This window comes from Variovorax guangxiensis (assembly GCF_003952165.1).
GTDB lineage: Bacteria > Pseudomonadota > Gammaproteobacteria > Burkholderiales > Burkholderiaceae_C > Variovorax > Variovorax guangxiensis.
The window spans coordinates 54,081-77,171 of the sequence record NZ_RXFT01000011.1; the positions used below are offsets into that span (position 1 = coordinate 54,081).

A 23,091-nucleotide genomic window follows, 5' to 3' on the forward strand; every position below is an offset into this window, starting at 1 on the left:
AATAGTTGCACATACAATAATAGCCTATGGACACTCCCGCCAAGCCACGCGGCTGCACCAGCTTCAAGGTGCGACAGCTTTCGCGACGCCTCTCGCAGCACTACGACGCCGAGGTTTCGCAAAGCGGCCTCAAGACCACGCAGTACTCGCTGCTGTCGCACCTCGCGCGGCTCGGTCCCTCGCGTCCCGTCGACCTGGCGGCCGAGCTCAAGATGACTGCCTCCACCCTGAGCCGCAACCTGCAGCCGCTGATCGTCGCGGGCTGGATCGCGCAGGGTGCCGGTGCCGATGCGCGCAGCCGGCTGGTGCAGCTCACCGAGGAAGGCGAGGTCAAGCGGCGCGAAGCGCTGGCGCACTGGAAGACCGCGCAGCAGAAGCTGAATGCGTTGCTGGGCGTGGAGCGCGTGCTCGCGCTGCACCTGCTGATCGACGAGGCCATGGAACTGCTGGGCGGCGAGGAAGAGCACGCCAGCGACGACTGACCCCCCAACTTTTCTTCACCCACACCCCATTCGCTCAATCGTGCGCACAGGCGCGCGAGGGCCCCGTTTCGCCCTTTTTTTCCTCCCATTCAATTCCAACAGCAGAGGCCCCATGTTCGCCAACTCCGTTTCCGCATGGCTGCAGCGCCGCGGCATCCACTACGGCTGGATCGTCGCCGCCATCACCTTCCTCACCATGCTGACCATGTCGGCCGCGCTGGGCCTGCCCGGCGCCATGCTGCAGCCGCTGGGCAAGGAATTCGGCTGGAGCACCGAGCAGATCTCCTCGTCGCTGGCACTGCGCTTCGCGCTCTTCGGGCTCATGGGGCCGTTCGCTGCCGTGCTGATGGAGCGCTATGGCCTGCGCGCGGTGGTCTGCACCGGCCTCGCGCTCGTCGGGCTGGGCATGGCGCTGGTCACCATGGCCTCGCAGCTCTGGCAGCTCTTCGTGCTCTGGAGCCTGATGCTGGGCCTGGGTACCGGCATGACGGCGCTGGTGCTCGGCGCAGTGGTGGCCAACCGCTGGTTCGTCGCGCGGCGCGGGCTGGTGGTGGGCATGCTCACTGCGAGTTCGGCGACGGGGCAGCTGGCCTTCCTGCCGCTGGCGGCCTGGATGATCGAGCACTGGGGCTGGCGCTCGGCCATCGTGCCGATCGTGATCGGCACCATCCTCATCGGCCTGCTGGCGCTGCTGCTGATGCGCAACCGGCCCTCCGACGTGGGCCTGCTGCCCTACGGCGAGAAGCCGGGCACGCAGCCCGCGGCGCCCGCCGTGGCCGCGCCCGCGATGAACTTCGCAACGCCCTTCCGCGTGCTGAAGGAAGTCTCGACCAACCGCACCTTCTGGGTGCTGGCCGGCACCTTCTTCATCTGCGGCCTGAGCACCAACGGCCTGGTGCAGACGCACTTCATCTCGCTGTGCGGCGACTACGGCATGAGCGCCGTGCCGGCAGCATCGGTGCTCGCGATGATGGGTGCCTTCGACTTCGTCGGCACGATCCTGTCGGGCTGGCTCTCGGACCGCTACGACAACCGCAAGCTGCTCTTCTGGTACTACGGCCTGCGCGGGCTGTCGCTCTTCTGGCTGCCGCATTCGGAGTTCACCATCTACGGCCTGGGCATTTTCGCGATGTTCTACGGCCTCGACTGGATCGCCACCGTGCCGCCGACCGTCAAGCTCGCCGGTGCAGCCTTCGGCCCGGCAAAGGTCGGCCTGGTGTTCGGCTGGGTTTTCGCCGCGCACCAGCTGGGAGCCGCCACGGCTGCGTACGGCGCCGGCTTCGCACGCACGCTGCTGCTGACCTACACCCCGGCGCTCTACACCGCCGGCGCGGCCTGCCTGGTGGCGGCGCTGATCGTGATGACCATCCGCCGCCCGGCTGCGAAGTCCGGCTCCCCGGCCACGCCGGCTGCGGCCCGTGCCTGAACCCGCCAAGGCTCCAGCCATGACCACACCCCACGGCACCACCGAACTCGATCCGCGCACGCGCCGCCTGCTCGAGGCTCCCATCGTCCCCACGCTGCTGCGCCTGGCTGCGCCCAATGTGCTGGTGATGGTGGCGCAGGCCTGCGTCGGCCTCATCGAGACCTACTTCGTCGGCAAGCTGGGCACCGATGCGCTCGCCGGCATGGCGCTGGTATTCCCCATCGTGATGCTGATGCAGATGACCTCCAGCGGCGCCATGGGCGGCGGCATCGCCTCGTCCATTGCCCGTGCGCTCGGCGCGCGCCGCCGCGACGATGCGAATGCGCTGGTGTGGCACGCCGTCGTCATCGCGCTGGGCTTCGGCCTTTGCTTCACTCTGGCGCTGCTTTTGGGCGGGCGCTGGCTCTACGGTGTGATGGGCGGCACGGGGGCCGCGCTGGAAGCGGCGCTCACGTATTCCAACTGGGTCTTCGCGGGCGCGACGCTGGTGTGGCTCTTCAACTCGCTCGGCGCCATCATCCGCGGCACCGGCAACATGTCTGTGCCGGCCAACGTGACGGTGGTGGGCGTGGTGTTCCTCATTCCGGCGTCGCCGCTCTTGATCTTCGGCGTCGGGCCGCTGCCGGGCATGGGCATCGCGGGCGGTGCGATCGCGCTGCTGCTGTACTACCTGCTGGGCTCGATCGCGCTCATCGCCTACCTGCGCTCGCCGCGCAGCCTGCTCAAGCCCACGCTCGACGCGCTGAAGCTGCGCTGGCCGCTGTTCCGCGACATCCTGCGCATCGGCCTGGTGGGCGCGGTGTCGACGGTGGCGACCAATCTTTCCATCGGCATCGCCACCGCGCTGACCGGCCATTTCGGCTCGGGCGCGCTGGCTGGCTACGGCACGGCATCGCGGCTCGAATACCTGCTGGTGCCGCTGGTGTTCGGCCTGGGCGCGCCGCTGGTGGCGATGGTCGGCACCTGCATGGGGGCCGGGCTGCGCGAGCGGGCATTGCGCGCCACCTGGGCCGGCGCGGCGCTGGCCTTCACGCTCACGGAGACCATCGGCCTCGCGGCGGCGCTGTTCCCGCGCCCTTGGCTGCTGCTGTTCGGCAACGACCCGGCGATGCTGGAGACCGGCTCGCACTACCTTCGCGTGGTCGGACCGATGTACGGCCTCTTCGGCGTCGGGCTGGTGCTGTACTTCGCCTCGCAGGGCGCGGGCCGGCTGCTGTGGCCGATGCTCGGCAACATCGCGCGCCTGGCAGTGGCTGGCGCCGGCGGCCTGCTTGCGTTGCAATGGGGCGCCGGGCTCACCGGCGTGTTCACGGCACAGGGCGTGGCGCTGGCGGTGTACGGCATCGTGACCGCATCCGCCATCGCGGGAGGCGCCTGGTTCGGCCGCGTGGGCTGGCCGCGAACCACCAGCGGGCTGCTGCGGCGCATGGCCCAAGCCTGAAATCCAGCCATCGATTCATCTACCAACCAACGAAAGACTCGTCATGAAAATCAAGGACTCCGTGGTCTTCATCACCGGCGCCAATCGCGGCCTCGGTCTCGCCTTCGCGAAGGCTGCGCTCGCCGCGGGTGCGCGCAAAGTCTATGGGGCCGCGCGCGACCCCGGGAGCATCGACCTGCCCGGCGTGACGCCGGTGGCGCTCGACGTGACGCAGCCCGCGCAGATCGAGGCGGCCGTGCGTGCCTGCGGCGACGTGACGGTGCTGGTCAACAACGCGGGCATCTCGCGCGGCTCCAGCTTCCTGGGTTCGCCCGATGCGGTGGCCAACGCGCGCGCCGAATTCGAAACCAACTTCTTCGGCCTGTGGGCGGTGACGCAGGCCTTCGCTCCGGTGCTCGCGGCCAACGGCGGCGGCGGGGTGATCAACGTGCTGTCGGCGCTGGCCTGGACCACCTTCCCGAGCGTGGCGACCTACAGCGCGACCAAGTCGGCCGCGTGGTCGCTGAGCAACGGGCTGCGCAACGAACTGGCCGGGCAGGGCACGCAGGTCACGAGCCTGCACGTGGGCTACATGGACACCGACATGACGGCACACATCCAGGGCCTGCCCAAGGCATCTCCGGACGATGTGGCGCGCCAGGCGCTGGCCGGCCTCGAAGCAGGCCAGGCCGAGGTGCTTGCCGACGAGACTTCACGGCAGCTCAAGCAGGGCCTGTCGAGCGCGACACCCCCTTACGCCAGCGTGCCCCAGGCAGCCTGAACGGGAAACCCGGGCGCGGGGCCCGGGTCTCGTTCATCCTGATCAGTAGCGGTAAGGGTTGTTGGGGCGGCGGTCGTAGCGGTTGGGCACACCGTCGCCATCGTTGTCGCGGCGGCCGTAGCGGCGGCGATCGTCCCAGCGGCGGTCGTAGTGGTGAGGGCGGTAGCCCGGGCCGTAATAGTGGCGCGGCGGAGGCGGCGGCGCGTAGTAGCGGCGCGGCGGCGGCGGTGCCGGAACGACGTACACCTGCGCCTGGATGAACGAGCCGCCAGTCTGTGCCTGGGCGGGTGCGCTGATGGCGGCCAGCGAGAGCAGGGCCGCGGCGCCGAATGCGAAAGTGAGCTTTTTCATCTGATCCCCCGGTTGTGAGTTGGAAGCCTCATCCTCGCTGCCCTTTGTTAAGTTGGTGTAAGGCTCGAGCGAAATCGGATGAAGAGCTGTAACCCGTGCGCACGACGTGCGGCACGGGCAAGACACAATTGTGAATGGACTTTTCACCGCGGAAAACCTCCGCGGGTAGGCCATCGGCTCTATCGGCCGAAGGTTCAGCCGCGCGGCGCTGGCAGGAGGCGGCGCAGCGCCTCGAAGAACAGGTCGGACTGCTCGCGCTCGCCCTGTATCTGCGCCGCCACGTGGGCGGCCAGTTTCGGGTCCACGGGCGCCAGCGGGCGTCCGGTCGACTGCGCGATCACCTGGTGCAGGCAGGCGCGCTCCAGGTAGTAGAGGTCGTCGTAGGCATGGGCGATGGTGCCCCCGGCCACGATCACGCCGTGGTTCGCGAGAAAGGCCACGTCCTTGCCGGCCATCGCGCGGGCGATGCGCTCGCCCTCGGCGTCGTCAAGCGCGAGGCCGTTGTATTCCGCGTCGATGGCGATGCGGTTCATGTAGCGCATCGCGTTCTGGCTCGCGGTCGGGTCGAGCGCGCGGTCGACCGTGATCGTGAGCGCCGTGGCGTAGGGCATGTGGCAGTGCAGCACCACCGCATGCCCGGTGAGCCGGTGCACCGCGCCGTGGATGAACAGGGCGGTGGGCTCCACGCGATGGCGGCCCGCCAGCACCTCGCCGTGCACGTCGATGAGCACGATGTCGTCGGGTCCGATCTCGCTCCAGTGCAGGCCGCGGGGGTTGATGAGATAGCGGTTCTGCGTGCCCGGCAGCATCACGCTGAAGTGGTTGCAGACGCCTTCCGACAGTCCGTGATGGTCGGCGGCGCGCAGGGCGAGGGCGAGGTCTTCGCGCAGCTTCCGGACGGCGGGGCTGGCGTAGAGGGCATCGGCGGACATCGGTGGGGGTCTCCTGTTTCTTCTTGGGGTCAGGCGAGCGTGAGGCCTTTCCAGGCCGCTACGAATTTCCGGGCGTCCTCGCGCACCGCCGCGGCCTGCTTGCCCGGCTTGTAGAGCGAGGAACCGATGCCGAAGCCGGCGGCCCCGGCCGCGCGCCACTCGGCCATGTTCGTGGGGGAGATGCCGCCCACGGGCATCACTGGCGTGCCGGCCGGCAGCACGGCCAGCAACGCCTTCACCACGGCGGGCGAGGCCAGTTCGGCCGGGAACAGCTTGAGTCCCGTGGCACCGGCCTCGAGCGCGCCGAAGGCCTCGGTCGGTGTCATCACGCCGGGCAGGCACACCATGCCCAGCCGCACAGCCTCGACGACGACTTCGGCATTGAAGTTGGGCGAGACGATCAGCTCGCCGCCCGCCGCATGCACCTCGCGCACCTGCTGCGCGCCGAGCACCGTGCCGGCGCCGACCAGCGCCTGGGGAAAGCGCTTGCGCATGAGCGCGATGCTTTCGAGCGGCTGGGGCGAATTCAGCGGTACTTCGAGCAGCCGGAAGCCGGGCTCGACGATGGCGTCACCGACGTCGGCCGCTTCGGCCGGCGTGAGGCCGCGCAGGATGGCCACCAGCGGCAGCTCGCGCATCGCGGCGTCGAATTTTTCGAGGGGAGTGGGGGCGGTCATGCGGGAGTCCTGTCGGAATCGAGAAAGCCGGACAGCGCGTGCAGTCCGGCCCATGTGGCCTCGGCGCCGAGCGTGCGCGTGGCGACGCCGGTGGCGCGCAGGGCCAGCGTGTAGCGCTCGGTGAGGTTGGACGAGCCGATCAGGATCACTTCGCCCGACGCCTGCAGCGCCTGCGTGCGCAGCTCCTCGCCGATCAGCAGGCCCGAGAGGTAGCTCGACAGCTCCTCCTTCGGCATGCGCTCGAACAGCGCGAGGGTGCGCGTGCCGAAGGCGTTGTGCAGCAGGCCGTGTCCGTTCTCGGAGCGGGTCACGCCTTCGAGGAAGGCCGCCTCGTCGAGCGGCGCCGATGCATCGAGCGTGCGCGCGAGGATCGAGTGCTGGCTCAGCAGCGCATAGAACTCGCCCGTCATGTAGGTGCGGAAGCCAGCGACGCGGCCCTTCTTCACCGATGCCCACTTGTTGTGCGTGCCGGGCAGCACGAAGACGCCTTCGCTCAGGCCGGTGAGCTCCATCGCGCCGAAGATCTGCACTTCCTCGCCGCGCATCACGTCGGGCACGCCGGCGTGCTCGTCGCTCAGGCCCGGCACGATCGCGATGCGCGCGCCCGCAACGGCGTCGATGTCGATGATCTTGCGGCCCACTTCGACGCGGCCGGCGGGGCAGGCGCAGTAGGGTGCCTCCACCCAGCCCTGCTTGCTGCCGGCCATGCCGGAGATCAGGCAGCGCGCGCCTTCGAGGCGCATCCAGTCGCCGAAGAGCTTGTCGAAGACGGCCGGAAAGCCGCCTTCGGGCACCGTGAGAATGCCGCGCGCATCGCTGCGCTCTTCAAGCACCTTGCCGCTGGCGTCAAGCAGCGCGCCGCGCAGTGAACTCGTGCCCCAGTCGATTGCAACCAGTCTTGTCATCTAGTGATTGTCGCGCGGCACGAAGGCACCGCGGCGACCGCGCAGGAAGGCCAGGTCTGCTCCCTGGTCGGCCTGCAGCACCGTATCGACATACAACTTCCAGTAACCGGATTCGAGCGGCGCCTTGGGCGCGACCCATTTCTCGCGGCGCTTCGCGAGCTCTTCGTCGCTCACGTGCAGGTGCAGCCTGCGGTTGGGCACGTCGAGCTCGACGATGTCGCCGTCCTGCACCAGCGCCAGAGGGCCGCCCGCTGCCGCCTCGGGCGCAGTGTGCAGCACCACGGTGCCGTAAGCCGTGCCGCTCATGCGCGCGTCGCTGATGCGGACCATGTCGGTGATGCCCTTGCGCAGCACCTTCGGCGGCAGCGGCATGTTGCCTGCCTCGGCCATGCCGGGGTAACCCTTGGGCCCGCAGTTCTTGAGCACCATGATGCAGTTCTCGTCGATGTCGAGGTTTTCGTCGTCGATGCGCCTGTGCAGGTCGTCGGCGCTCTCGAACACCACCGCGCGGCCCTTGTGCACCAGCAGCTCCGGCGTGGCCGCACTGGGCTTGATGATGGCGCCGTTGGGCGCGAGGTTGCCGCGCAGCACGCAGATGCCGGCCTTGTCCTTGAAGGGCTCGGCCAGGGGGCGGATGACCTGCGGGTTGAAATTCTCGGCGTCCTTCACGTTCTCCCACAGGCTCTGGCCGGTGGCGGTGATCACGTCCTTGTGCAGGTGCTCGGCGATCTCCTTGATGACCACCGGCAGGCCGCCCGCATAGCAGAAGTCTTCCATGAGGAACTGGCCCGAGGGCTGCAGGTTCACCAGGCAGGGCAGCTCGGAGGCGAGGCGGTCGAAATCTTCCAGCGTGAGTTCGACGCCCATGCGTCCCGCGATGGCCAGCAGGTGGATCACGAAGTTGGTCGAGCCGCCGATGGCCGCGTTGACCTTGATCGCGTTCTCGATGGCCTGGCGCGTGAGGATCTTCGACATGTTCATGTCTTCATGCACCATGCCGACGATGCGCCGGCCCGCCTGCCGCGCCAGCACGTTGCGGCGGCCGTCCACAGCAGGGTAGGCGGCGTTGCCCGGCAGGCCGATGCCGAGCGACTCGACCATGCTCGCCATGGTGCTCGCGGTGCCCATCGTCATGCAGTGGCCGTGGCTGCGGTGCATGCAGCTCTCGGCCTCGAAGAATTCCTGCAGCTTGAGCGTGCCGGCGCGCACCTGCTCGCTCATCTGCCACACGCCGGTGCCCGAGCCGAGCTCCTGCCCGCGCCACTTGCCCGAGAGCATCGGGCCGCCCGACACGCCGATGGTCGGCAGGTCGACGCTGGCCGCGCCCATCATGAGCGCGGGGGTGGTCTTGTCGCAGCCCATGAGCAGCACCACGCCGTCGAGCGGGTTGCCGCGGATGCTTTCCTCCACGTCCATGCTCGCGAGGTTGCGATACAGCATCGCGGTGGGACGCAGCAGCGTCTCGCCGAGCGACATCACCGGGAATTCGAGCGGGAAGCCGCCGGCTTCGTACACGCCGATCTTCACCTGCTCCGCGAGCGTGCGGAAGTGCGAGTTGCAGGGCGTGAGTTCGCTGAAGGTGTTGCAGATGCCGATGACCGGGCGGCCGTCGAACTGGTCGTGCGGAACGCCCTTGCCCTTCATCCAGCTTCGGTAGATGAAGCCGTCGCGATCGTGCCGGCCGAACCATTGCTGGCTGCGGAGTTCTTCTGGTTTCTTCCTGGGGGCGGTGCTCATTGGATGTCTCTCTTTGTTGTCGAAACCTGCGCCCGATCCTCAGGGTTTGTCCTGCCGATAGAGCGTTTCAATCATCATATGATAAGCGCGAACAACGCGCCGGACCCTTAGTGTTTTCGAGCGACGGGATACCAGTTTTCACATCACGCATGATCAAGAACATCCACGGTCGCACGCTCGAACTCCTCGGTGAAGCCGTGGTGTCGGGCCGCTATGCGATCGGTGCATCCATCCCGTCCGAGCCCGTGCTCGGCGAGGAGCTGGGCGTGAGCCGTACCGTGGTGCGGGAGGCCATCAAGTCGCTGGTGGCCAAGGGCCTGATCGTGACCGGCCCGAAGGTCGGCACGCGCGTGCTGCCCAAGGACAAGTGGAACTGGTTCGACCCCGACGTCATCACCTGGCAGGCGCGCGCCGGCCTCACGCCCGAGTTCCTGCGCGACCTGCAGGACCTGCGCCGCGCGGTGGAGCCGGCGGCGGTGCGGCTGGCCGCGGAGAGGGCCACCGCGGAAGACATCGACGAGATCGAGCGTGCCTACGCCGGCATGAAGGAAGCCGTGGAGAACGGCGGCGACTACGTCACGTTCGACCTGCGCTTTCACAACGGCCTGCTGGGGGCCGCGCGCAACAGGATGATTGCGCAGATGAGCAAGGTGCTCAACGCATTGCTGCGCACCAGCTTCGAGATATCGACCACCAAACCCGACGGCCCCACGCTCTCGCTGCCGCTGCACCGTGCTGTGCTCGACGCGGTGATCGCGCACGACCCCGACGTCGCGGAACGCGCGATCCTCCGGCTCATCGACGGCGCCCGCCAGGACATCGAGGACGTGCTCGGCTCGCGCCGCCGGCTGCCGCGGCTGAGCAGGCCGCCACCCAGGCTCAGGGCCAGTTAGCCAGCCAGGCGCACTGGCTGCGCTCACGGTCCACTTCCGGTTCTTTCACCCCCACGCTCGCGCGCCGAGCAGATTCCACCCCAGAAGAGAAGGAGACAACGTCCATGAAATTCGTCAAGTCGCTGATCGCGCCGACGCTGGTCGCGATGGGCCTGCTGTCGGCAGGCCACGTCGCCGCGCAGGAAAAACTCACCGTCTGGTGGGTCAAGGGCTTCTACAAGGCGGAGGACGACGCACTGTTCGCCGCCATCAAGAAGTTCGAAGAGAAGAACAAGAACGTCAAGATCGAACTCTCGCAGTACCCGATCCAGGACATGATCCCCAAGACCGTGTCCGCGCTCGACTCGGGCAGCCCACCTGACGTGGCTTACGCCGACGTCTACGACTTCCAGGTCACGGGCAAGTGGGCCTACGACGGCAAGCTCGAGGACATCAGCAGCGTGCTCACGCCCATGAAGGACCGCTTCGCGCCGAACACGCTGGAGACCACCTACCTCTACAACGACCAGACCAAGAGCAAGGCGTACTACGCCTTCCCGATCAAGCAGCAGACCATGCACATCGAGTACTGGCTCGACATGCTGGCCGAAGCCGGGTTCAAGGAGTCCGACATTCCCACCGGCTGGAAGGACTACTGGTCGTTCTGGTGCGAGAAAGTGCAGCCAGCCAGCCGCCAGAAGAGCGGCAAGCGCAACTTCGGCATCGGCATGCCGATGGGCGTGGACTCGAGCGACGCGTTCTATTCGTTCCTGACCTTCATGGACGCCTACAACGTCAAGCTGGTGGACGACAACGGCAAGCTGCTGGTCGACGACCCGAAGGTGCGCACCGGCCTCATCGGCGCCATGACCGACTACACCACGCCTTACGTCAAGGGCTGCACGCCGCCTTCTTCCACCAGCTGGAAGGACCCGGACAACAACGTCGCGTTCCACAACAAGACGACCGTGATGACGCACAACGCGACCATCTCCATCGCCGCCAAGTGGCTCGACGACTCGAACAACGCATCGCTCACGCCCGAGCAGCGTGAAGAGGCGCGCAAGAACTACACCGAGCGTATCCGCACGGCCGGCTTCCCGAACAAGCCCGACGGCAGCAAGATGGTCTACCGCACGGCCGTGAAGACCGGCGTGGTGTTCAAGGACGCGAAGAACAAGGCCCGCGCCAAGGAGTTCGTCTCGTTCCTGATGCAGGAAGAGAACCTGACGCCGTACGTCGAAGGCTCGCTGGGCCGCTGGTTCCCGGTGACCAAGGCCGCGCAGCAGCGTGACTTCTGGAAGGCAGACCCGCACCGCCTCTCGGTCTACAACCAGTACGCCGCCGGCACCGTGACCTTCGAATTCACGAAGAACTACAAGTTCACCGTGCTGAACAACGAGAACGTCTGGGCCAAGGCCATGAGCCGCATCGTCACCGACAAGGTGCCGGTGGACAAGGCGGTGGACGAGATGATCGCCCGCATCAAGACGGTGGCGGGTCAGTAAGCCGCGCACGCACGGTACCCGTCTGCACGTTCACCATCAGCAGCACGCCATGAGCAGCGCAACTGCCTCCGCCGCCGCGCCGAGTACTTCGGCGCCTGTCGTCAATCCCGGAGCGCGGCATGCGCGCTGGCAGTTCTGGGGCGCGGTCATGGTCGTGCCCTACCTGCTGGTGTTCGTGGTGTTCGTGCTGTACCCGGTGGGCTACGGCCTCTGGCTCGCCCGCCATCCGCAAAGCTACGTGAAGCTGGTCGAAGACCCGATCTTCTTCCGCTCCGTGATCAACACGGCCATCTTCCTGGTCGTGGCGATCAACCTCAAGATGCTTGTGGCACTCGTGCTCTCGGGCTTCTTCGTGACATCGCGCTGGTGGATCAAGATCGTCTCGGCGATCTTCATCCTCCCGTGGGCGATGCCCTCCATTCCCACGATCCTGTCGATCCGCTTCATGCTGAACCCGGAGTGGGGCGTGATCAACAGCACCATCTTCCGCCTGACCGGCGCCGACGGCCCCAACTGGCTCAACGATCCCTCGCTGGCGCTGGCCTTCGCGATGATCGTGCACATCTGGAAGTCGCTGCCGTTCTGGACGCTCATCCTCGTGGCGGGCCGCCTGGCCATTCCCACCGAGCAGTACGAGGCTGCTTCCGTCGACGGCGCCTCGTCGTGGCAGAAGTTCCGCTTCGTGAGCTGGCCGGCGTTGAAGACGCTCTACATCACCTCGCTCATCCTCTCGATGATCTGGACGCTGGGCGACTTCAACAGCGTCTACCTGCTGACCGGCGGCGGCCCCGCCGACCTCACGCACGTGCTCGCCACGCTGGGCATCCGCTACCTGCGCCTCGACCAGGTCGACCTGTCGATGGCTTCCATCGTGGTGGCGATGCCGCTCGTTCTGCCGCTGGTTTACTTCATGATGAAGAGGCTCTCGAAATGAAGCGCTGGACACCAAGAGCCGTGCTCACCGAGGCCCGGCTGCTGCTCATCGGCATCCCCGTGCTGCTGTGGACCCTGATCCCGGTCTACCACATGGTGCTGTTCGCGATCTCGTCGAAGGACTCCGCGACATCGGGCCACTTGTGGCCCAAGAGTCCGACGCTGGACAACTTCCGCATCGTGTTCCAGCAGAAGCACTTCTACCTCGACCACTTCTGGCTGCAGCTGTGGAACTCGCTGCTGATCGCGCTGTCGGTGGGCGCGCTCACGCTCTTCGTGGCGACCACGGCGGCGTTCGCCATCAGCCGGCTGCGCGTGCGCGGCGGGCGCACGGTGATGAACATGGCGCTGTTCACCTACTTCATCCCGGCGGCCTTCCTCGCGGTGCCCATGTACAAGACCATGGGCAACTACGGCCTGCTCAACAGCCAGTGGGCGCTGATCCTCGCGATGGTGACCATCGCTTCGCCGTACTGCATCTGGGTGCTGAAGCAGGCCTCCGACAAGCTGCCCTACGAGCTCGACGAGGCCGCGCGCATGGACGGCGCCTCGCCGCTGCAGCTGTTCCGCCTCGTGTACCTGCCGCTGATGGTGCCTTCGCTGGTGGCCGTGGGCACGTATTCGCTGCTGCTGGCCTGGAACGAGTACCTCTACGCCTTCCTGCTGCTGTCCAACGACAAGAGCGTGACGCTGGCCGTGGCGCTGGGCAACTTCCTCTCGGCCGACGATTCGCCGTGGGAGCTGCTGATGGCCACCGGCCTGATCTACGCGCTGCCCCCGGCGGCGATCTATTACGCATTCAAGCGCTACATGGTCGGCGGAATAACCGCCGGCGCAGTCAAGAGCTGAAAAAGCCCACGCAGGAAACGAAAAAATGGCATCCGTATCCTTTCGCAATATCCAGAAATCCTTCGGCAAGGTCCAGATCATCAAGGGCCTGGGCTTCGACATCACCGACGGCGAGTTCGTCGTGCTGGTCGGCCCCTCGGGCTGCGGCAAGTCGACGCTGCTGCGCATGCTCGCGGGCCTGGAGGACATCAGCGGCGGCGAGATCGTCATCGACGGCCGCGTGGTCAACGACCTCGAGTCCAAGGACCGCGACATCGCGATGGTGTTCCAGAGCTACGCGCTCTATCCGCACATGACGGTCGGCGAGAACATGGGCTTCAGCCTGCGGCTGCGCAACGCCGACAAGTCGGTGACCGACGAGCGCGTGGCCAAGGCCGCGAAGATCCTCAACCTCGACGCGCTGCTGGGCCGCTATCCGCGCGAACTCTCGGGCGGCCAGCGCCAGCGCGTGGCCATGGGCCGCGCCATCGTGCGCGACCCGAAGGTGTTTCTCTTCGACGAGCCGCTGTCGAACCTCGACGCCAAGCTGCGCGTGGCGATGCGCGCCGAGATCAAGGCGCTGCACCAGAGGCTGAAGACCACCACCGTCTACGTGACGCACGACCAGATCGAGGCCATGACCATGGCCGACCGCATCGTCGTGATGCACGACGGCATCATCGAGCAGATCGGCACGCCGCTGGAGCTGTACGACCGTCCCGACAACCTCTTCGTCGCGCAGTTCATCGGTTCGCCGTCGATGAACGTCATCGAGGGCACGGTGCGGCGCTCGGGCGGGGAATGCTGGGTCGAGTCGCAGGGTGCGCGCTGGCCGGTTCCGGCCGCGACCGCGGTGCCCGACGGCCAGCCGGTGCACTACGGCATCCGCCCCGGCGACATGACGCTGGGCGGCGGCTCGCACGGCGTGGAAGCCAGGGTCGTCGTCGTGGAGCCTACCGGCGCCGAGACCGAACTGCTGGTGCAGGTCGGCGAGGCCAGGCTGGTGCTCGCAGTGCACGGCCGGGTCGATGCCGGGCCCGACGACATCGTGCGGCTCGCCATCGAGTCGGAGAACGTGCACCTGTTCGATCGGCAAACCGGCCGCCGCATGGGCTGAGCCCGATCGTGGCTACGTGCGCAGCCGCAGCAGGGCGCGCACGAAGCCGTGGTCCGAGCGCGAGCGGTCGCGCCCTTCGTGCAGGTGGTCGTTGAAGTAGTCGACGCGCCGCACGTCGCCCAGGCTGTGCCGGCTGGTGGCGACGAATTCCTCGCTCACGAAGATCTGGTCGAGCACGTCCGGGTAGCCCTGGTGGATGTGCGAATAGGCCACGTCCTTCTTGAGTGCCGACTCGCCCTGCATCTCGTAGGCGTTGAAGAGCGCCACGTCGCGCGCGCCCTTGTCGTAGGCCACCTCCGAAGTGGCCGCTACCAGCTGCGTGGTCACGCTGTGCGGGTTGTCGTTGAAGTCGCCCATCACCACCAGCGGCACGTTGGTGCCCTGCAGCAGGTCGATCACGATGCAGCGCAGGGCGGCGGCCTCGGCGCCGCGCATCAGCAGCGAGCGCAGCGAAGCCATCACGCCCACCTTGCGGTCGTCGCGGTCTTCCAGCGGGTTGCCCTGCGCGTCCTGCAGGAACTTGGGGCGCTTGGACTTCAGGTGCACCGTAAGTACGTGCACCTGCTGGCCGTGCTTCATGCGCACCGTGGCGAGCAGGGGAGGCCGCTCGAAGCGCGTGTGCGGACCGAGCCCAGGCACATCGACGCCGAAGCCGGGCGGAAAGTCGACGAAGGAGCGGACCTCGTCCACCTTCAGCCGCGTCGCGATGCCCACGCGCGGCGTGCCCTGCGCGCCCGGTCGCGCGGGCGTACCCTCGGGGCTGCCGGGCGGCGGCGTGTTCTCCGCGCCGGGCACCGAGATGAAGTCGTAGCGCAGGCCGCTGCGCGCGATGCAGGCCTTCAGCGCCGATTCGTCCCACACCTCCTGCACCGCCAGCACGTCGGCATTGAGCGCATGGAAACGCTCACCGGTCCAATCGATCTTCCGCTCGTACTCGCGCTCGGTGTAGGCGTCCTGGTTCTCGTAATACACGCGGTTGGGCGCCGCGAGGTTGAGGAGGTTGCAGGTGGCTACGAAGAGGGTGGCGTAGTTGGGCGGGATGTATTGCATGGCGTGACGATTGTGTCTTGAGTCGTCGTCCGCCCGCCCTGTGCCGCGGCGCAGGAAAACCCCATGAAAAAAGGGCACCCGGCGGTGTGCCGGATGCCCTTTTCCGATTCCTGGCGGTAGCAGGCTGGCGCTACCGGCGGATCTCAGCGGCCGAACGAACGGCCACCGCCGCCGCCGGAGCGGTTGCCACCGCCGTAGCCGCCACCGCCACCCGAGCGACGGCCACCACCGCCGCCACCGTAGCCACCGCCGCCCGAGCGGCCGCCGCGACCGCGGCCGCCCATGTGGTCGACGCTGGTGCGCAGCGGATCGGGCTGGCCGGCGCCGCCTCCGACCGATTCGGCGCGCAGGTGCGCGACCTGGTTGGCCTGCGTCGGGCTGTGGCTGTTGCCGTGATGGCGCGGCTGGCGCTCCTCGTGCGGAGCGTGATGGTGATGCTGCGGAGCGCGTGCCGGGCCCTGCGGGTTGCGCGGCTGCTGTTGCGGACGCGCACCCTGGCCGCGCGGGCCTTGGCCTTGGCCTTGTCCTTGTCCTTGACCCTGGCCGCCGCCATTGGCATTGCGGCCCTGGCCGTTGCCACCCTGGCCGCCGCCACGGCGCTGGCCACCGCCACCGCCGTTGCCGCCGCCCTGGCCAGCCTTGTTCTCGCGGATGCGCTGCAGCATCTCGGTGCGCGCAGCCTTGGCGGCCGCCTGCATGACTTCGCGGCTCGGCGGACGGCCGGCGCCGCCCCAGATGGTCTGGCGGCCCATGGCGATGGGCTCGGCGCGCTCTCCTTCCTCGGGGCCGAAGCCCTCGATGACCTGCACGGGAATCGTCTGCTTGGTGAAACGCTCGATCTCCTGCATGAAGCCTTCCTCGTCCAGGCACACGAAGCTCACGGCCTCGCCGCTGGAGCCGGCGCGGCCCGTGCGGCCGATGCGGTGCACGTAGTCTTCGCTGACGTTGGGGATCTCGTAGTTCACGACGTGCGGCAGCTCGTCGATGTCGATGCCTCGCGCGGCGATGTCGGTGGCCACCAGCGCGCGCAGCTCGCCGCTCTTGAAGCCGGCCAGAGCCTGGGTGCGGGCGCTCTGGCTCTTGTTGCCGTGCAGCGCCATCGCCTCGATGCCGTTCTTGGTGAGGAATTCGGCCACGCTGTTGGCGCCGAACTTGGTGCGCGTGAAGACCAGCACCTGGCTCCACTTGTTCTCGTTGATGATGTGCGCGAGCAGCGCCTTCTTCTTGCCGCGGCCCACGGGGTGGATCACCTGGGTGATGCGCTGCACCGTGGTGTTGCGCGGCGTGACCTGGATGCTCTGCGGGTTGCGCAGCAGGGTGGCGGCCAGGTCGCGGATCTCGTCGCTGAAGGTGGCCGAGAACAGCAGGCTCTGCTTTTCCTTGGGCACCAGCGCCAGAACCTTCTTCACGTCGTGGATGAAGCCCATGTCGAGCATGCGGTCGGCTTCGTCGAGGATCAGCATCTGGACCTGGCCCAGGTCGAGCATGCCCTGCTGCTGCAGGTCGAGCAGGCGGCCGGGGGTGGCCACGAGGATGTCGACGCCGCTCTTGAGCTTGCTGATCTGCGGGTTCATGCCGACGCCGCCGAAGATCACGGTGGAGCTCAGCTGCAGGTACTTGCCGTAGGTGCGCACAGATTCCTCGACCTGCGCGGCGAGTTCGCGGGTGGGTGTCAGCACCAGGGCGCGGATGCCGGTGCCGCCGAACTTGTTGGTGGCGCTGCGGCTCATGGTGAGCTTGTGCAGCATCGGCAGCGTGAAGGCGGCAGTCTTGCCGGTGCCGGTCTGGGCGCCGCCGAGCAGGTCGTGGCCCTCGAGGACGGCGGGGATGGCTTGCGCCTGGATGGGGGTGGGGGTGTCGTAACCGTGCTCGTGCACAGCCTTCAAGATGGCGGGAGCCAGCTTCAGTTCGTCAAAAGTCATTGAAAACAATAAGCGCCATACACGGCGCAGTGGCATCGGCCCGCTTGGCGTCTTGTTGACGCCGAGCCAGTCAAGGCAGATGAGGGTCAGGGGTGGGAGCCGGAAAGTCCGCCCTCGCAAAAGGGTGAAATGGACCTTTCTTCGTCCCCGGCAGAGAGCCGGTGTTGCGGGCAACTGGACCCGGCAACGGGGACTATTGTCGCATGAGTCGATAATCGGTGGTTTGCCGCGCCCGAATGGCTGCATTCCGGCGGCCGCGCATTCCCTCGAATCCCGCTACCCAAGGTAACAAAACCACACATGGCTCAATACGTCTATTCGATGAACCGTGTCAGCAAGACCGTGCCGCCCAAACGGCAGATCTTGAAAGACATTTCGCTGTCCTTCTTCCCCGGCGCCAAGATCGGCGTGCTCGGCCTGAACGGCTCGGGCAAGTCCACGCTGCTCAAGATCATGGCGGGCGTCGACAAGGAAATCGAGGGCGAGGCGCTGCCCATGCCCGGCCTGACCATCGGGTACCTGGAGCAGGAGCCCAAGCTCAACCCCGAGCACACGGTGCGCGAATCGGTCGAGGAATCGATGGGCGCCGTCAACGCCGCCAAGAAGCGCCTGGAAGAGGTCTACGAGCTGTACGCAGCCGAAGACGCCGACTTCGACGCGCTTGCGGCCGAGCAGGCCGAGCTCGAAGCCATCATCGCCACCGCCGGCACCGACTCCGAGCACCAGCTCGAGATCGCCGCCGACGCGCTGCGCCTGCCGGCCTGGGACGCCAAGATCGGCGTGCTCTCGGGCGGCGAGAAGCGCCGCGTGGCGCTGTGCCGCCTGCTGCTGAGCAAGCCCGACATGCTGCTGCTCGACGAACCGACCAACCACCTGGACGCCGAATCGGTCGAGTGGCTCGAAGTGTTCCTGCAGCGCTTCCCCGGCACCGTGGTGGCCATCACCCACGACCGCTACTTCCTCGACAACGCCGCCGAGTGGATCCTCGAACTGGACCGCGGCCGCGGCATTCCATGGAAGGGCAACTACAGCACCTGGCTCGAGCAGAAGGGCGAGCGCCTGGCACAGGAGCAAAAGAGCGAGGAAGCCCATGCCAAGGCCCTGAAGAAGGAACTCGAGTGGTCGCGCCAGAACCCGAAGGCACGCCAGGCCAAGAGCAAATCGCGCCTGGCCCGCTTCGAGGAGCTGAGCGACGTCGAATACCAGAAGCGCAACGAAACGCAGGAAATCTTCATTCCCGTGGCCGACCGCCTGGGCAGCCAGGTGTTCGAGTTCAAGAACGTCAGCAAGTCCTTCGGCGACCGCATGCTGATCGACAACCTGAGCTTCAACGTGCCGGCCGGCGCCATCGTCGGCATCATCGGCCCGAACGGCGCCGGCAAGTCGACGCTGTTCAAGCTGCTGGCGGGCAAGGAGAAGCCGGATTCGGGCGAGGTCACCATCGGCCAGACCGTGAAGATGGCCTTCGTCGACCAGGCGCGCGACGCTCTGGCCGACCAGAAGACCGTGTGGGAAGACATCTCGGGCGGCCTCGACATCATCAACGTCGGCAAGTTCCAGATGGCCAGCCGCGCCTACGCGGGCCGCTTCAACTTCAACGGCGCCGACCAGCAGAAGAAGGTCGGCACGCTGTCGGGCGGTGAACGCGGCCGCCTGCACCTGGCCAAGACGCTGATCGCGGGCGGCAACGTGCTGCTGCTGGACGAACCGTCGAACGACCTCGACGTGGAAACCCTGCGCGCCCTGGAAGACGCGCTGCTCGAGTTCGCCGGCACGGTCATGGTGATCAGCCACGACCGCTGGTTCCTCGACCGCATCGCCACGCACATCCTCGCGGCCGAAGGCGACAGCCAGTGGACCTTCTTCGATGGCAACTACCAGGAGTACGAAGCCGACAAGAAGAAGCGCCTGGGCGAAGAGGGCGCCAAGCCCAAGCGCATGCGCTACAAAGCCCTGAAATAAGGCTCGCCCCCAGGCTGCGCGCACTTCGTGTCGCTACGCCAACCCCCTTCCGGGGGCAACACCTGCGGCCCGGCAAAGCCGGTTCCGCGGTGTTCCTCGAATGGGCTCAGATCGCTTCGGCAAGAGCGCGCGGTTCCGCAAGGGGCCGCGCGCTTTTTTCATCCTCCGCCGCGAACACGTCGCGCGCCGCGAAGAGGCCGTTGAGCGCCGCCGGAAAGCCCGCGTACACCGCCATCTGCATCATGATCTCGACCACCTCGTCGCGCGTCACGCCGACGTTCAGCGCGGCCTGGACGTGCACCTTCAGCTGCGGTGTGGCATTGCCCATGGCGGCGAGCGCGGCCACCGTCGCGATCTCGCGGGAGCGCAGGTCGAGACCGGGGCGCGAGTAGATGTCGCCGAATGGGAACTCGATCAGCAGGCGGCCGAAGTCCGGCGCGATGCCGGCCAGGCTCTCGACGACCTTGACGCCGCCTTCACCGTCGATCTCCTGGAGCTTGGCCAGGCCACGCGTGTAGCGCAGGTTGTCGTTTTGGCCCTGGTTCTGTGTGTTCGTCATCGCTCGTCTTTCCTTTCCGGGCTTTGCCCGACTTGGGAGGACGCTTCTGCGTGTTCTCGACCTCGCGGTAGTGGTCGATCTTGAGCGACAGCGCCTGCATGGATTGCTGCAGCGCCGCCACCTTGGCCTGAACCTCGGCGAGATGCCGTTCGAGCATCTCGCGCCGTTCGCCGACGCTGGCGTCCCCCTGGCTTCGAAGCCTGACGAAGGCCTGCATGCCCTGGATGGACATGCCGGTCTCGCGCAGGCGCAACAGGAAATCCAGCAAGTCCATGTCGGCGCTCGCATAGCGCCGCTGACCGCCCGGTGCACGGGGCACCGCCGCGATGAGCCCGATGCGCTCGTAATACCGCAGCGTGTAGGCCGTGAGGCCGGTTCGTTCAGCGACTTCCGCGATGGTCAGGCTGGTTTCCATGGCGTCGATTCTCGAAATTGGAGCGCGCTCTAAGTCAAGCGCTTTGTCGAACTATTTTTGAAAAGGGGCAAAGTCGGCATCGATCCAGCCGCGCAGGCTGTTGACGAAGGCGAGGGCCTGCACGCGGGGCAGATCGTCCACGCGCACGACCGCTTCGGCAAGCTGGCCGCTGCGCAGGCGATTGGCGCGGCCGATGCCGCCGAGCAGCCCGCAGCGCAGCGGCGGCGTGACCCAGCGGCTGTCCAGCAGCAGGGCGATGTTGCCACGCGTGCATTCGGTGATCTCGCCGTCGCGGTTCCACAGCAGCGTGTCGAACGCGCCGGGTTCCGTGGGCGCGAGGGCTTCGTAGTGGGCGCGGCGGGTGGTCTTGAAGCGGGTGAACTCGCTGTGGGCCTCGCCGAAAGGGCGCGTGGCGAGCTGCAGGCGCACGCGCGCGGGCGGGGCTTCCATCGCGAAGGCTTCGGCGCGCGGCGTGCCTTGTGCGTCGAGCAGCAGGCGCACACGCCACATGCCCGTGGCGTGCCGGGCCTTCAGATCGTCGAGGCAGAAGGCAGCCGACGCCTGGTTCCACGGGCGCTCGAAATGCGCGGCTGCGATCGCCATGCGCGCCAGATGGGCCGGTGCGTCGCGGATTTCGCCATCCACCAGCGCGAGGGTTTCGAGCAGGTCGAACGGTGGCCCGGATGCCCGGCCCGCCCGGTCCAGAAAGGCCCGCTTGTGCCGCCATTCCTCCCACTCCGCATCGGCCCGGGCATCGGCCGTGATGCCGCTGCCGATGCCGCAGCGCGCCTGCGCGCCGCGCAATGTCACGGTGCGGATCGGCACGTTGAAGATCGCATGGCCGCCGGGCTGCACGACGCCCACCGCGCCGCAGTAAACGCCGCGCGCCTCGGGCTCCAGCTCGCGGATCATGCGCATCGCGCTCACCTTGGGCGCGCCGGTGATGGAGCCGCACGGGAACAGCGCCGCGAACGCGTCGGCCAGCGTCGTGCCTTCGCGCACGAGGGCTTCCACGTCCGACGTCATCTGCCACACGGTAGGCAGCGCCTCGGTGTGGAAGAGGCGTGGCACGCGCACCGAGAAGGGCTTGGCCACGCGCGAGAGGTCGTTGCGGATCAGGTCCACGATCATCACGTTCTCGGCCCGCTCCTTGGGCACGGTGCGAAGCCGTCGGGCCAGAGCCTCGTCCTCGGCGGGCGTGGCGCCGCGCGGGGCCGTGCCCTTCATCGGGCGCGTCAGGATGCGTTCGCCCTGCCAGTCGAAGAAAAGCTCGGGCGACACCGACAGAAGCTGCTCCTCGCCGGTGTCGATGAAGGCGGCATAGCCGTCAGGCTGCGCCTGCCGCAGCGCCATGAACAGGGCCAGCGGCTCGCCGGGGAAGTCGGCGTGCAGCGCGGCGGTGTAGTTGAGCTGGTAGAGCTCGCCGTTGGAGATCGCGCGGTGGATGGCCTGCATGCGGCTGTCGAAGTCCGCCCGAGAGAGACCGAGCTGCCAGTCGAGCGACGCAGGAGCTTCGTTGTCCGTGGCTTCGGGCCAGGGCAGGGCTTCGTCGTGCACGCCGAACCATGCCAGCGGTCCATCCGCCGCATGCACCGCGAACGCGCGGTCGAACGCTGCCGCCGCTTCGTAGCGCAGATAGCCCACGCACCAACGCCCCTCGCGCGCCAGCGCTTCGACGGCGTCGAGCACAGGCCGCACCTCGTCGGCGGTGCGCGCCACCAGCACGCGTGAAGGCTCGCCGAAACCCAGCCGCAGCCGGCCGCCGGTGCCGAGCGGCTGTGCGAAGTCGATCAGCGTGCGCAATGTCCCGGGCCGGGCCTCGTCAGGTGGCATCGTTCGCGGCGGTTTCAGGGGCCACTTCGGTCGCGGCGCCCTGCGGTGTCCTGGCCAGCACCCGCTTGCGCACCGCGTAGATGTTGTTGCGCAGCGCATAGAGCTCGTCGGCGTACGACAGCGGCACCGCCACCTTGTTGACCACGCGGTCGAGCTGGTCGAGGTCTTCGAGCAGTTCCTTCTGCTCGCCCTTCTGTGCGTCGACCTTCGCCTCGATGTCGCGCAGCCGCGCATACCAGCGGAACACGCGCCGGCGCACGCGGAACTGGTACAGCGGCGGCACCACGCGGCTCAGCGGCAGCATCAGCACCAGCAGGCCGCCGAGCACCAGCCACATGCGCTCCACGAGGTTGCTGGCCCAGAAGGGCAGGTAGCGCTGCCACACCGGCGGCGTGCCGTTGATGGCGCGGTCGCCCTCGGGGCTCACCGGCAGTTCGCTGGTGCGGGTGTTGGGGAAGTCGCGCGCGCGGTTGAACCAGCCGGCGCCGCTGTGCACCGACTGCGCCGCCTGCGCGAAGAGCTGGCGCAGCGCGGGGTGGGTCTCGTCGCGCGACAGCAGCGAGGTGGTGGCCGCGAGCAGCGACATGTCGTGCGGCGGCATGTCCTTCGACAGGTCGATCATCCCGCGCGGCAGCGTCACGGCCGAGAGGAAGGGAAAGCGCCGCGAGTAGGCGTCGGCCTGACCGAAGTCCATGAGCTTGATCGAGTCGGAGCGCAGCAGCCTCTGCACCTGCGGCGACTGCGGCGCGGAAGACAGCACGATGGCGTCGAGGATGCCGGCTTCCAGCGCCTCGGCGGCCGAGGCCTGTTCCAGGTTAGACAGCAGCAGGTCGTCGGGCCCGAGCCTGTTGGCCTTGAGCATGCGCTCCATGATGTCCGGCAGCCCGCTGCCGGGCAGGTCGACGTTCACGCGCAGGCCGCGCAACTGGGCGAGCGAGGTCAGCGTGGCGGTCTTGCGGTCGATCTTCTGGGCCGAGTCGGTGCGGTAGAAGAGCCAGATCGGCTCGTAGAAGAGGCTGCCCAGCGAGGTGAGGCCGGCTTCCTCGTCGGCCTTCGGGTCGGCGCTGCCCCCGCGCACGAAGCCCACGTCGGCGCCGCCGGTGCGCAGCAGCTGCAGGTTCTCGGTCGAGCCCGAGGTGGCCTTGAGCTCCACCTCGATGCCGTTGTGCCTGAGCGCCTCGGCATAGCGCTTGCCGAACTGGGCGTAGGCGCTGCCCGTTGGGCCGGTGGCCAGCGTCACGTGCTTGGGCGGCTGCGGCTGCAGCCACCAGTAGGCCGCGACCAGCAGCCCGATGACGATGAACACGATCGGCCCCGCCGAAGCGATCAGGTCGCGGATCGACAGCAGTATCAGCTTCAGGGTTCTGGGGAACGCCATGGT

The 23,091-nt window shown here is 67.6% G+C and carries 21 protein-coding genes; 10 read left to right on the forward strand and 11 right to left on the reverse strand.

Annotated elements, in window-relative coordinates:
- The first annotated feature begins 26 nt into the window (after positions 1 to 26).
- The 4 genes from EJP67_RS23395 to EJP67_RS23410 all read left to right on the forward strand — a co-directional run bounded on the left by EJP67_RS23395 (position 27) and on the right by EJP67_RS23410 (position 4,109).
- On the forward strand, positions 27 to 482 hold the full coding sequence (locus tag EJP67_RS23395) for a MarR family winged helix-turn-helix transcriptional regulator (protein ID WP_126024114.1): 456 nt from the start codon (positions 27 to 29) through the stop codon (positions 480 to 482).
- A gap of 112 nt (positions 483 to 594) precedes the next feature.
- Positions 595 to 1,908: an MFS transporter gene (locus tag EJP67_RS23400; protein ID WP_126024115.1), complete on the forward strand. Its 1,314-nt coding sequence runs from the start codon at positions 595 to 597 to the stop codon at positions 1,906 to 1,908.
- Between the two features lie 19 nt (positions 1,909 to 1,927).
- Positions 1,928 to 3,349: an MATE family efflux transporter gene (locus tag EJP67_RS23405; protein WP_126024116.1), complete on the forward strand. Its 1,422-nt coding sequence runs from the start codon at positions 1,928 to 1,930 to the stop codon at positions 3,347 to 3,349.
- Between the two features lie 43 nt (positions 3,350 to 3,392).
- Entirely contained in the window at positions 3,393 to 4,109 is a 717-nt protein-coding gene (locus EJP67_RS23410; RefSeq protein WP_126024117.1) for an SDR family oxidoreductase, read from the forward strand.
- A gap of 42 nt (positions 4,110 to 4,151) precedes the next feature.
- On the opposite strand, the gene EJP67_RS23415 is transcribed toward EJP67_RS23410, so the two are convergent.
- The 5 genes from EJP67_RS23415 to EJP67_RS23435 all read right to left on the reverse strand — a co-directional run bounded on the left by EJP67_RS23415 (position 4,152) and on the right by EJP67_RS23435 (position 8,711).
- Positions 4,152 to 4,460, reverse strand: coding sequence for a hypothetical protein (locus tag EJP67_RS23415; RefSeq protein WP_126024118.1), 309 nt, complete (start codon positions 4,458 to 4,460; stop codon positions 4,152 to 4,154).
- Positions 4,461 to 4,654: 194 nt separating this feature from the next.
- Complete coding sequence (locus EJP67_RS23420) at positions 4,655 to 5,392, reverse strand: aldolase (protein ID WP_126024119.1); 738 nt, start codon at positions 5,390 to 5,392, stop codon at positions 4,655 to 4,657.
- Positions 5,393 to 5,421: 29 nt separating this feature from the next.
- Complete coding sequence (locus EJP67_RS23425; protein WP_126024120.1) at positions 5,422 to 6,069, reverse strand: 2-dehydro-3-deoxy-6-phosphogalactonate aldolase; 648 nt, start codon at positions 6,067 to 6,069, stop codon at positions 5,422 to 5,424.
- Entirely contained in the window at positions 6,066 to 6,974 is a 909-nt protein-coding gene (locus EJP67_RS23430; protein WP_126024121.1) for a 2-dehydro-3-deoxygalactonokinase, read from the reverse strand. Before EJP67_RS23430 ends, EJP67_RS23425 begins: the two co-directional genes overlap by 4 nt.
- On the reverse strand, positions 6,975 to 8,711 hold the full coding sequence (locus EJP67_RS23435) for an IlvD/Edd family dehydratase (protein ID WP_126024122.1): 1,737 nt from the start codon (positions 8,709 to 8,711) through the stop codon (positions 6,975 to 6,977).
- 149 nt (positions 8,712 to 8,860) lie between these two features.
- Here EJP67_RS23435 and EJP67_RS23440 point away from each other — a divergent pair, with 149 nt between their 5' ends.
- From EJP67_RS23440 to EJP67_RS23460, 5 genes are all read left to right on the forward strand, one after another.
- A complete protein-coding gene (locus EJP67_RS23440; protein ID WP_126024123.1) occupies positions 8,861 to 9,604 on the forward strand; it encodes a FadR/GntR family transcriptional regulator in 744 nt (247 codons plus the stop codon).
- A 104-nt stretch (positions 9,605 to 9,708) separates the two neighbouring features.
- A complete protein-coding gene (locus EJP67_RS23445) occupies positions 9,709 to 11,091 on the forward strand; it encodes an ABC transporter substrate-binding protein (protein WP_126024124.1) in 1,383 nt (460 codons plus the stop codon).
- A 49-nt stretch (positions 11,092 to 11,140) separates the two neighbouring features.
- Entirely contained in the window at positions 11,141 to 12,025 is an 885-nt protein-coding gene (locus EJP67_RS23450; RefSeq protein ID WP_126024125.1) for a carbohydrate ABC transporter permease, read from the forward strand.
- Positions 12,022 to 12,873 (forward strand): carbohydrate ABC transporter permease, encoded by an 852-nt coding sequence (locus EJP67_RS23455; protein ID WP_126024126.1) that lies wholly within the window; start codon positions 12,022 to 12,024, stop codon positions 12,871 to 12,873. The genes EJP67_RS23450 and EJP67_RS23455 overlap by 4 nt, the downstream gene beginning before the upstream one ends.
- 25 nt (positions 12,874 to 12,898) lie before the next feature.
- Positions 12,899 to 13,969 (forward strand): ABC transporter ATP-binding protein, encoded by a 1,071-nt coding sequence (locus EJP67_RS23460; RefSeq protein ID WP_126024127.1) that lies wholly within the window; start codon positions 12,899 to 12,901, stop codon positions 13,967 to 13,969.
- Positions 13,970 to 13,981: 12 nt separating this feature from the next.
- On the opposite strand, the gene EJP67_RS23465 is transcribed toward EJP67_RS23460, so the two are convergent.
- Both EJP67_RS23465 and EJP67_RS23470 read right to left on the reverse strand, forming a co-directional pair.
- Positions 13,982 to 15,019, reverse strand: a complete 1,038-nt coding sequence (locus tag EJP67_RS23465; protein WP_126024128.1) for an endonuclease/exonuclease/phosphatase family protein — start codon at positions 15,017 to 15,019, stop codon at positions 13,982 to 13,984.
- A gap of 143 nt (positions 15,020 to 15,162) precedes the next feature.
- Positions 15,163 to 16,941, reverse strand: coding sequence for a DEAD/DEAH box helicase (locus EJP67_RS23470; RefSeq protein ID WP_126024129.1), 1,779 nt, complete (start codon positions 16,939 to 16,941; stop codon positions 15,163 to 15,165).
- 300 nt (positions 16,942 to 17,241) lie between these two features.
- Between EJP67_RS23470 and ettA the strand changes: the two genes are divergently transcribed.
- Positions 17,242 to 18,903, forward strand: a complete 1,662-nt coding sequence (gene ettA, locus EJP67_RS23475) for an energy-dependent translational throttle protein EttA (RefSeq protein ID WP_126024130.1) — start codon at positions 17,242 to 17,244, stop codon at positions 18,901 to 18,903.
- A gap of 106 nt (positions 18,904 to 19,009) precedes the next feature.
- On the opposite strand, the gene EJP67_RS23480 is transcribed toward ettA, so the two are convergent.
- Genes EJP67_RS23480 through EJP67_RS23495 form a run of 4 tightly spaced genes read right to left on the reverse strand, consistent with a single transcriptional unit; the run spans position 19,010 to position 23,088 of the window.
- Positions 19,010 to 19,462 (reverse strand): carboxymuconolactone decarboxylase family protein, encoded by a 453-nt coding sequence (locus EJP67_RS23480; protein WP_126024131.1) that lies wholly within the window; start codon positions 19,460 to 19,462, stop codon positions 19,010 to 19,012.
- Positions 19,380 to 19,877, reverse strand: coding sequence for a MerR family transcriptional regulator (locus EJP67_RS23485; RefSeq protein ID WP_126024132.1), 498 nt, complete (start codon positions 19,875 to 19,877; stop codon positions 19,380 to 19,382). Before EJP67_RS23485 ends, EJP67_RS23480 begins: the two co-directional genes overlap by 83 nt.
- Positions 19,878 to 19,928: 51 nt before the next feature.
- Complete coding sequence (gene pabB / locus EJP67_RS23490; protein WP_126024133.1) at positions 19,929 to 21,710, reverse strand: aminodeoxychorismate synthase component I; 1,782 nt, start codon at positions 21,708 to 21,710, stop codon at positions 19,929 to 19,931.
- Entirely contained in the window at positions 21,700 to 23,088 is a 1,389-nt protein-coding gene (locus EJP67_RS23495) for a TAXI family TRAP transporter solute-binding subunit (RefSeq protein WP_126024134.1), read from the reverse strand. The genes pabB and EJP67_RS23495 overlap by 11 nt, the downstream gene beginning before the upstream one ends.
- Positions 23,089 to 23,091: the final 3 nt, after the last annotated feature.

Bases quoted from the DNA above. Each gene is read 5' to 3' on its own strand.
- pabB (WP_126024133.1), bottom strand. From the start codon at position 21,710: ATGCCACCTGACGAGGCCCGGCCCGGGACATTGCGCACGCTGATCGAC.
- EJP67_RS23435 (WP_126024122.1), bottom strand. From the start codon at position 8,711: ATGAGCACCGCCCCCAGGAAGAAACCAGAAGAACTCCGCAGCCAGCAA.
- EJP67_RS23460 (WP_126024127.1), top strand. From the start codon at position 12,899: ATGGCATCCGTATCCTTTCGCAATATCCAGAAATCCTTCGGCAAGGTC.
- EJP67_RS23395 (WP_126024114.1), top strand. From the start codon at position 27: ATGGACACTCCCGCCAAGCCACGCGGCTGCACCAGCTTCAAGGTGCGA.
- EJP67_RS23425 (WP_126024120.1), bottom strand. From the start codon at position 6,069: ATGACCGCCCCCACTCCCCTCGAAAAATTCGACGCCGCGATGCGCGAG.
- EJP67_RS23410 (WP_126024117.1), top strand. From the start codon at position 3,393: ATGAAAATCAAGGACTCCGTGGTCTTCATCACCGGCGCCAATCGCGGC.
- EJP67_RS23440 (WP_126024123.1), top strand. From the start codon at position 8,861: ATGATCAAGAACATCCACGGTCGCACGCTCGAACTCCTCGGTGAAGCC.
- EJP67_RS23455 (WP_126024126.1), top strand. From the start codon at position 12,022: ATGAAGCGCTGGACACCAAGAGCCGTGCTCACCGAGGCCCGGCTGCTG.
- EJP67_RS23430 (WP_126024121.1), bottom strand. From the start codon at position 6,974: ATGACAAGACTGGTTGCAATCGACTGGGGCACGAGTTCACTGCGCGGC.
- EJP67_RS23485 (WP_126024132.1), bottom strand. From the start codon at position 19,877: ATGGAAACCAGCCTGACCATCGCGGAAGTCGCTGAACGAACCGGCCTC.
- EJP67_RS23470 (WP_126024129.1), bottom strand. From the start codon at position 16,941: ATGACTTTTGACGAACTGAAGCTGGCTCCCGCCATCTTGAAGGCTGTG.
- ettA (WP_126024130.1), top strand. From the start codon at position 17,242: ATGGCTCAATACGTCTATTCGATGAACCGTGTCAGCAAGACCGTGCCG.
- EJP67_RS23415 (WP_126024118.1), bottom strand. From the start codon at position 4,460: ATGAAAAAGCTCACTTTCGCATTCGGCGCCGCGGCCCTGCTCTCGCTG.
- EJP67_RS23420 (WP_126024119.1), bottom strand. From the start codon at position 5,392: ATGTCCGCCGATGCCCTCTACGCCAGCCCCGCCGTCCGGAAGCTGCGC.
- EJP67_RS23400 (WP_126024115.1), top strand. From the start codon at position 595: ATGTTCGCCAACTCCGTTTCCGCATGGCTGCAGCGCCGCGGCATCCAC.
- EJP67_RS23450 (WP_126024125.1), top strand. From the start codon at position 11,141: ATGAGCAGCGCAACTGCCTCCGCCGCCGCGCCGAGTACTTCGGCGCCT.
- EJP67_RS23405 (WP_126024116.1), top strand. From the start codon at position 1,928: ATGACCACACCCCACGGCACCACCGAACTCGATCCGCGCACGCGCCGC.
- EJP67_RS23495 (WP_126024134.1), bottom strand. From the start codon at position 23,088: ATGGCGTTCCCCAGAACCCTGAAGCTGATACTGCTGTCGATCCGCGAC.
- EJP67_RS23480 (WP_126024131.1), bottom strand. From the start codon at position 19,462: ATGACGAACACACAGAACCAGGGCCAAAACGACAACCTGCGCTACACG.
- EJP67_RS23465 (WP_126024128.1), bottom strand. From the start codon at position 15,019: ATGCAATACATCCCGCCCAACTACGCCACCCTCTTCGTAGCCACCTGC.
- EJP67_RS23445 (WP_126024124.1), top strand. From the start codon at position 9,709: ATGAAATTCGTCAAGTCGCTGATCGCGCCGACGCTGGTCGCGATGGGC.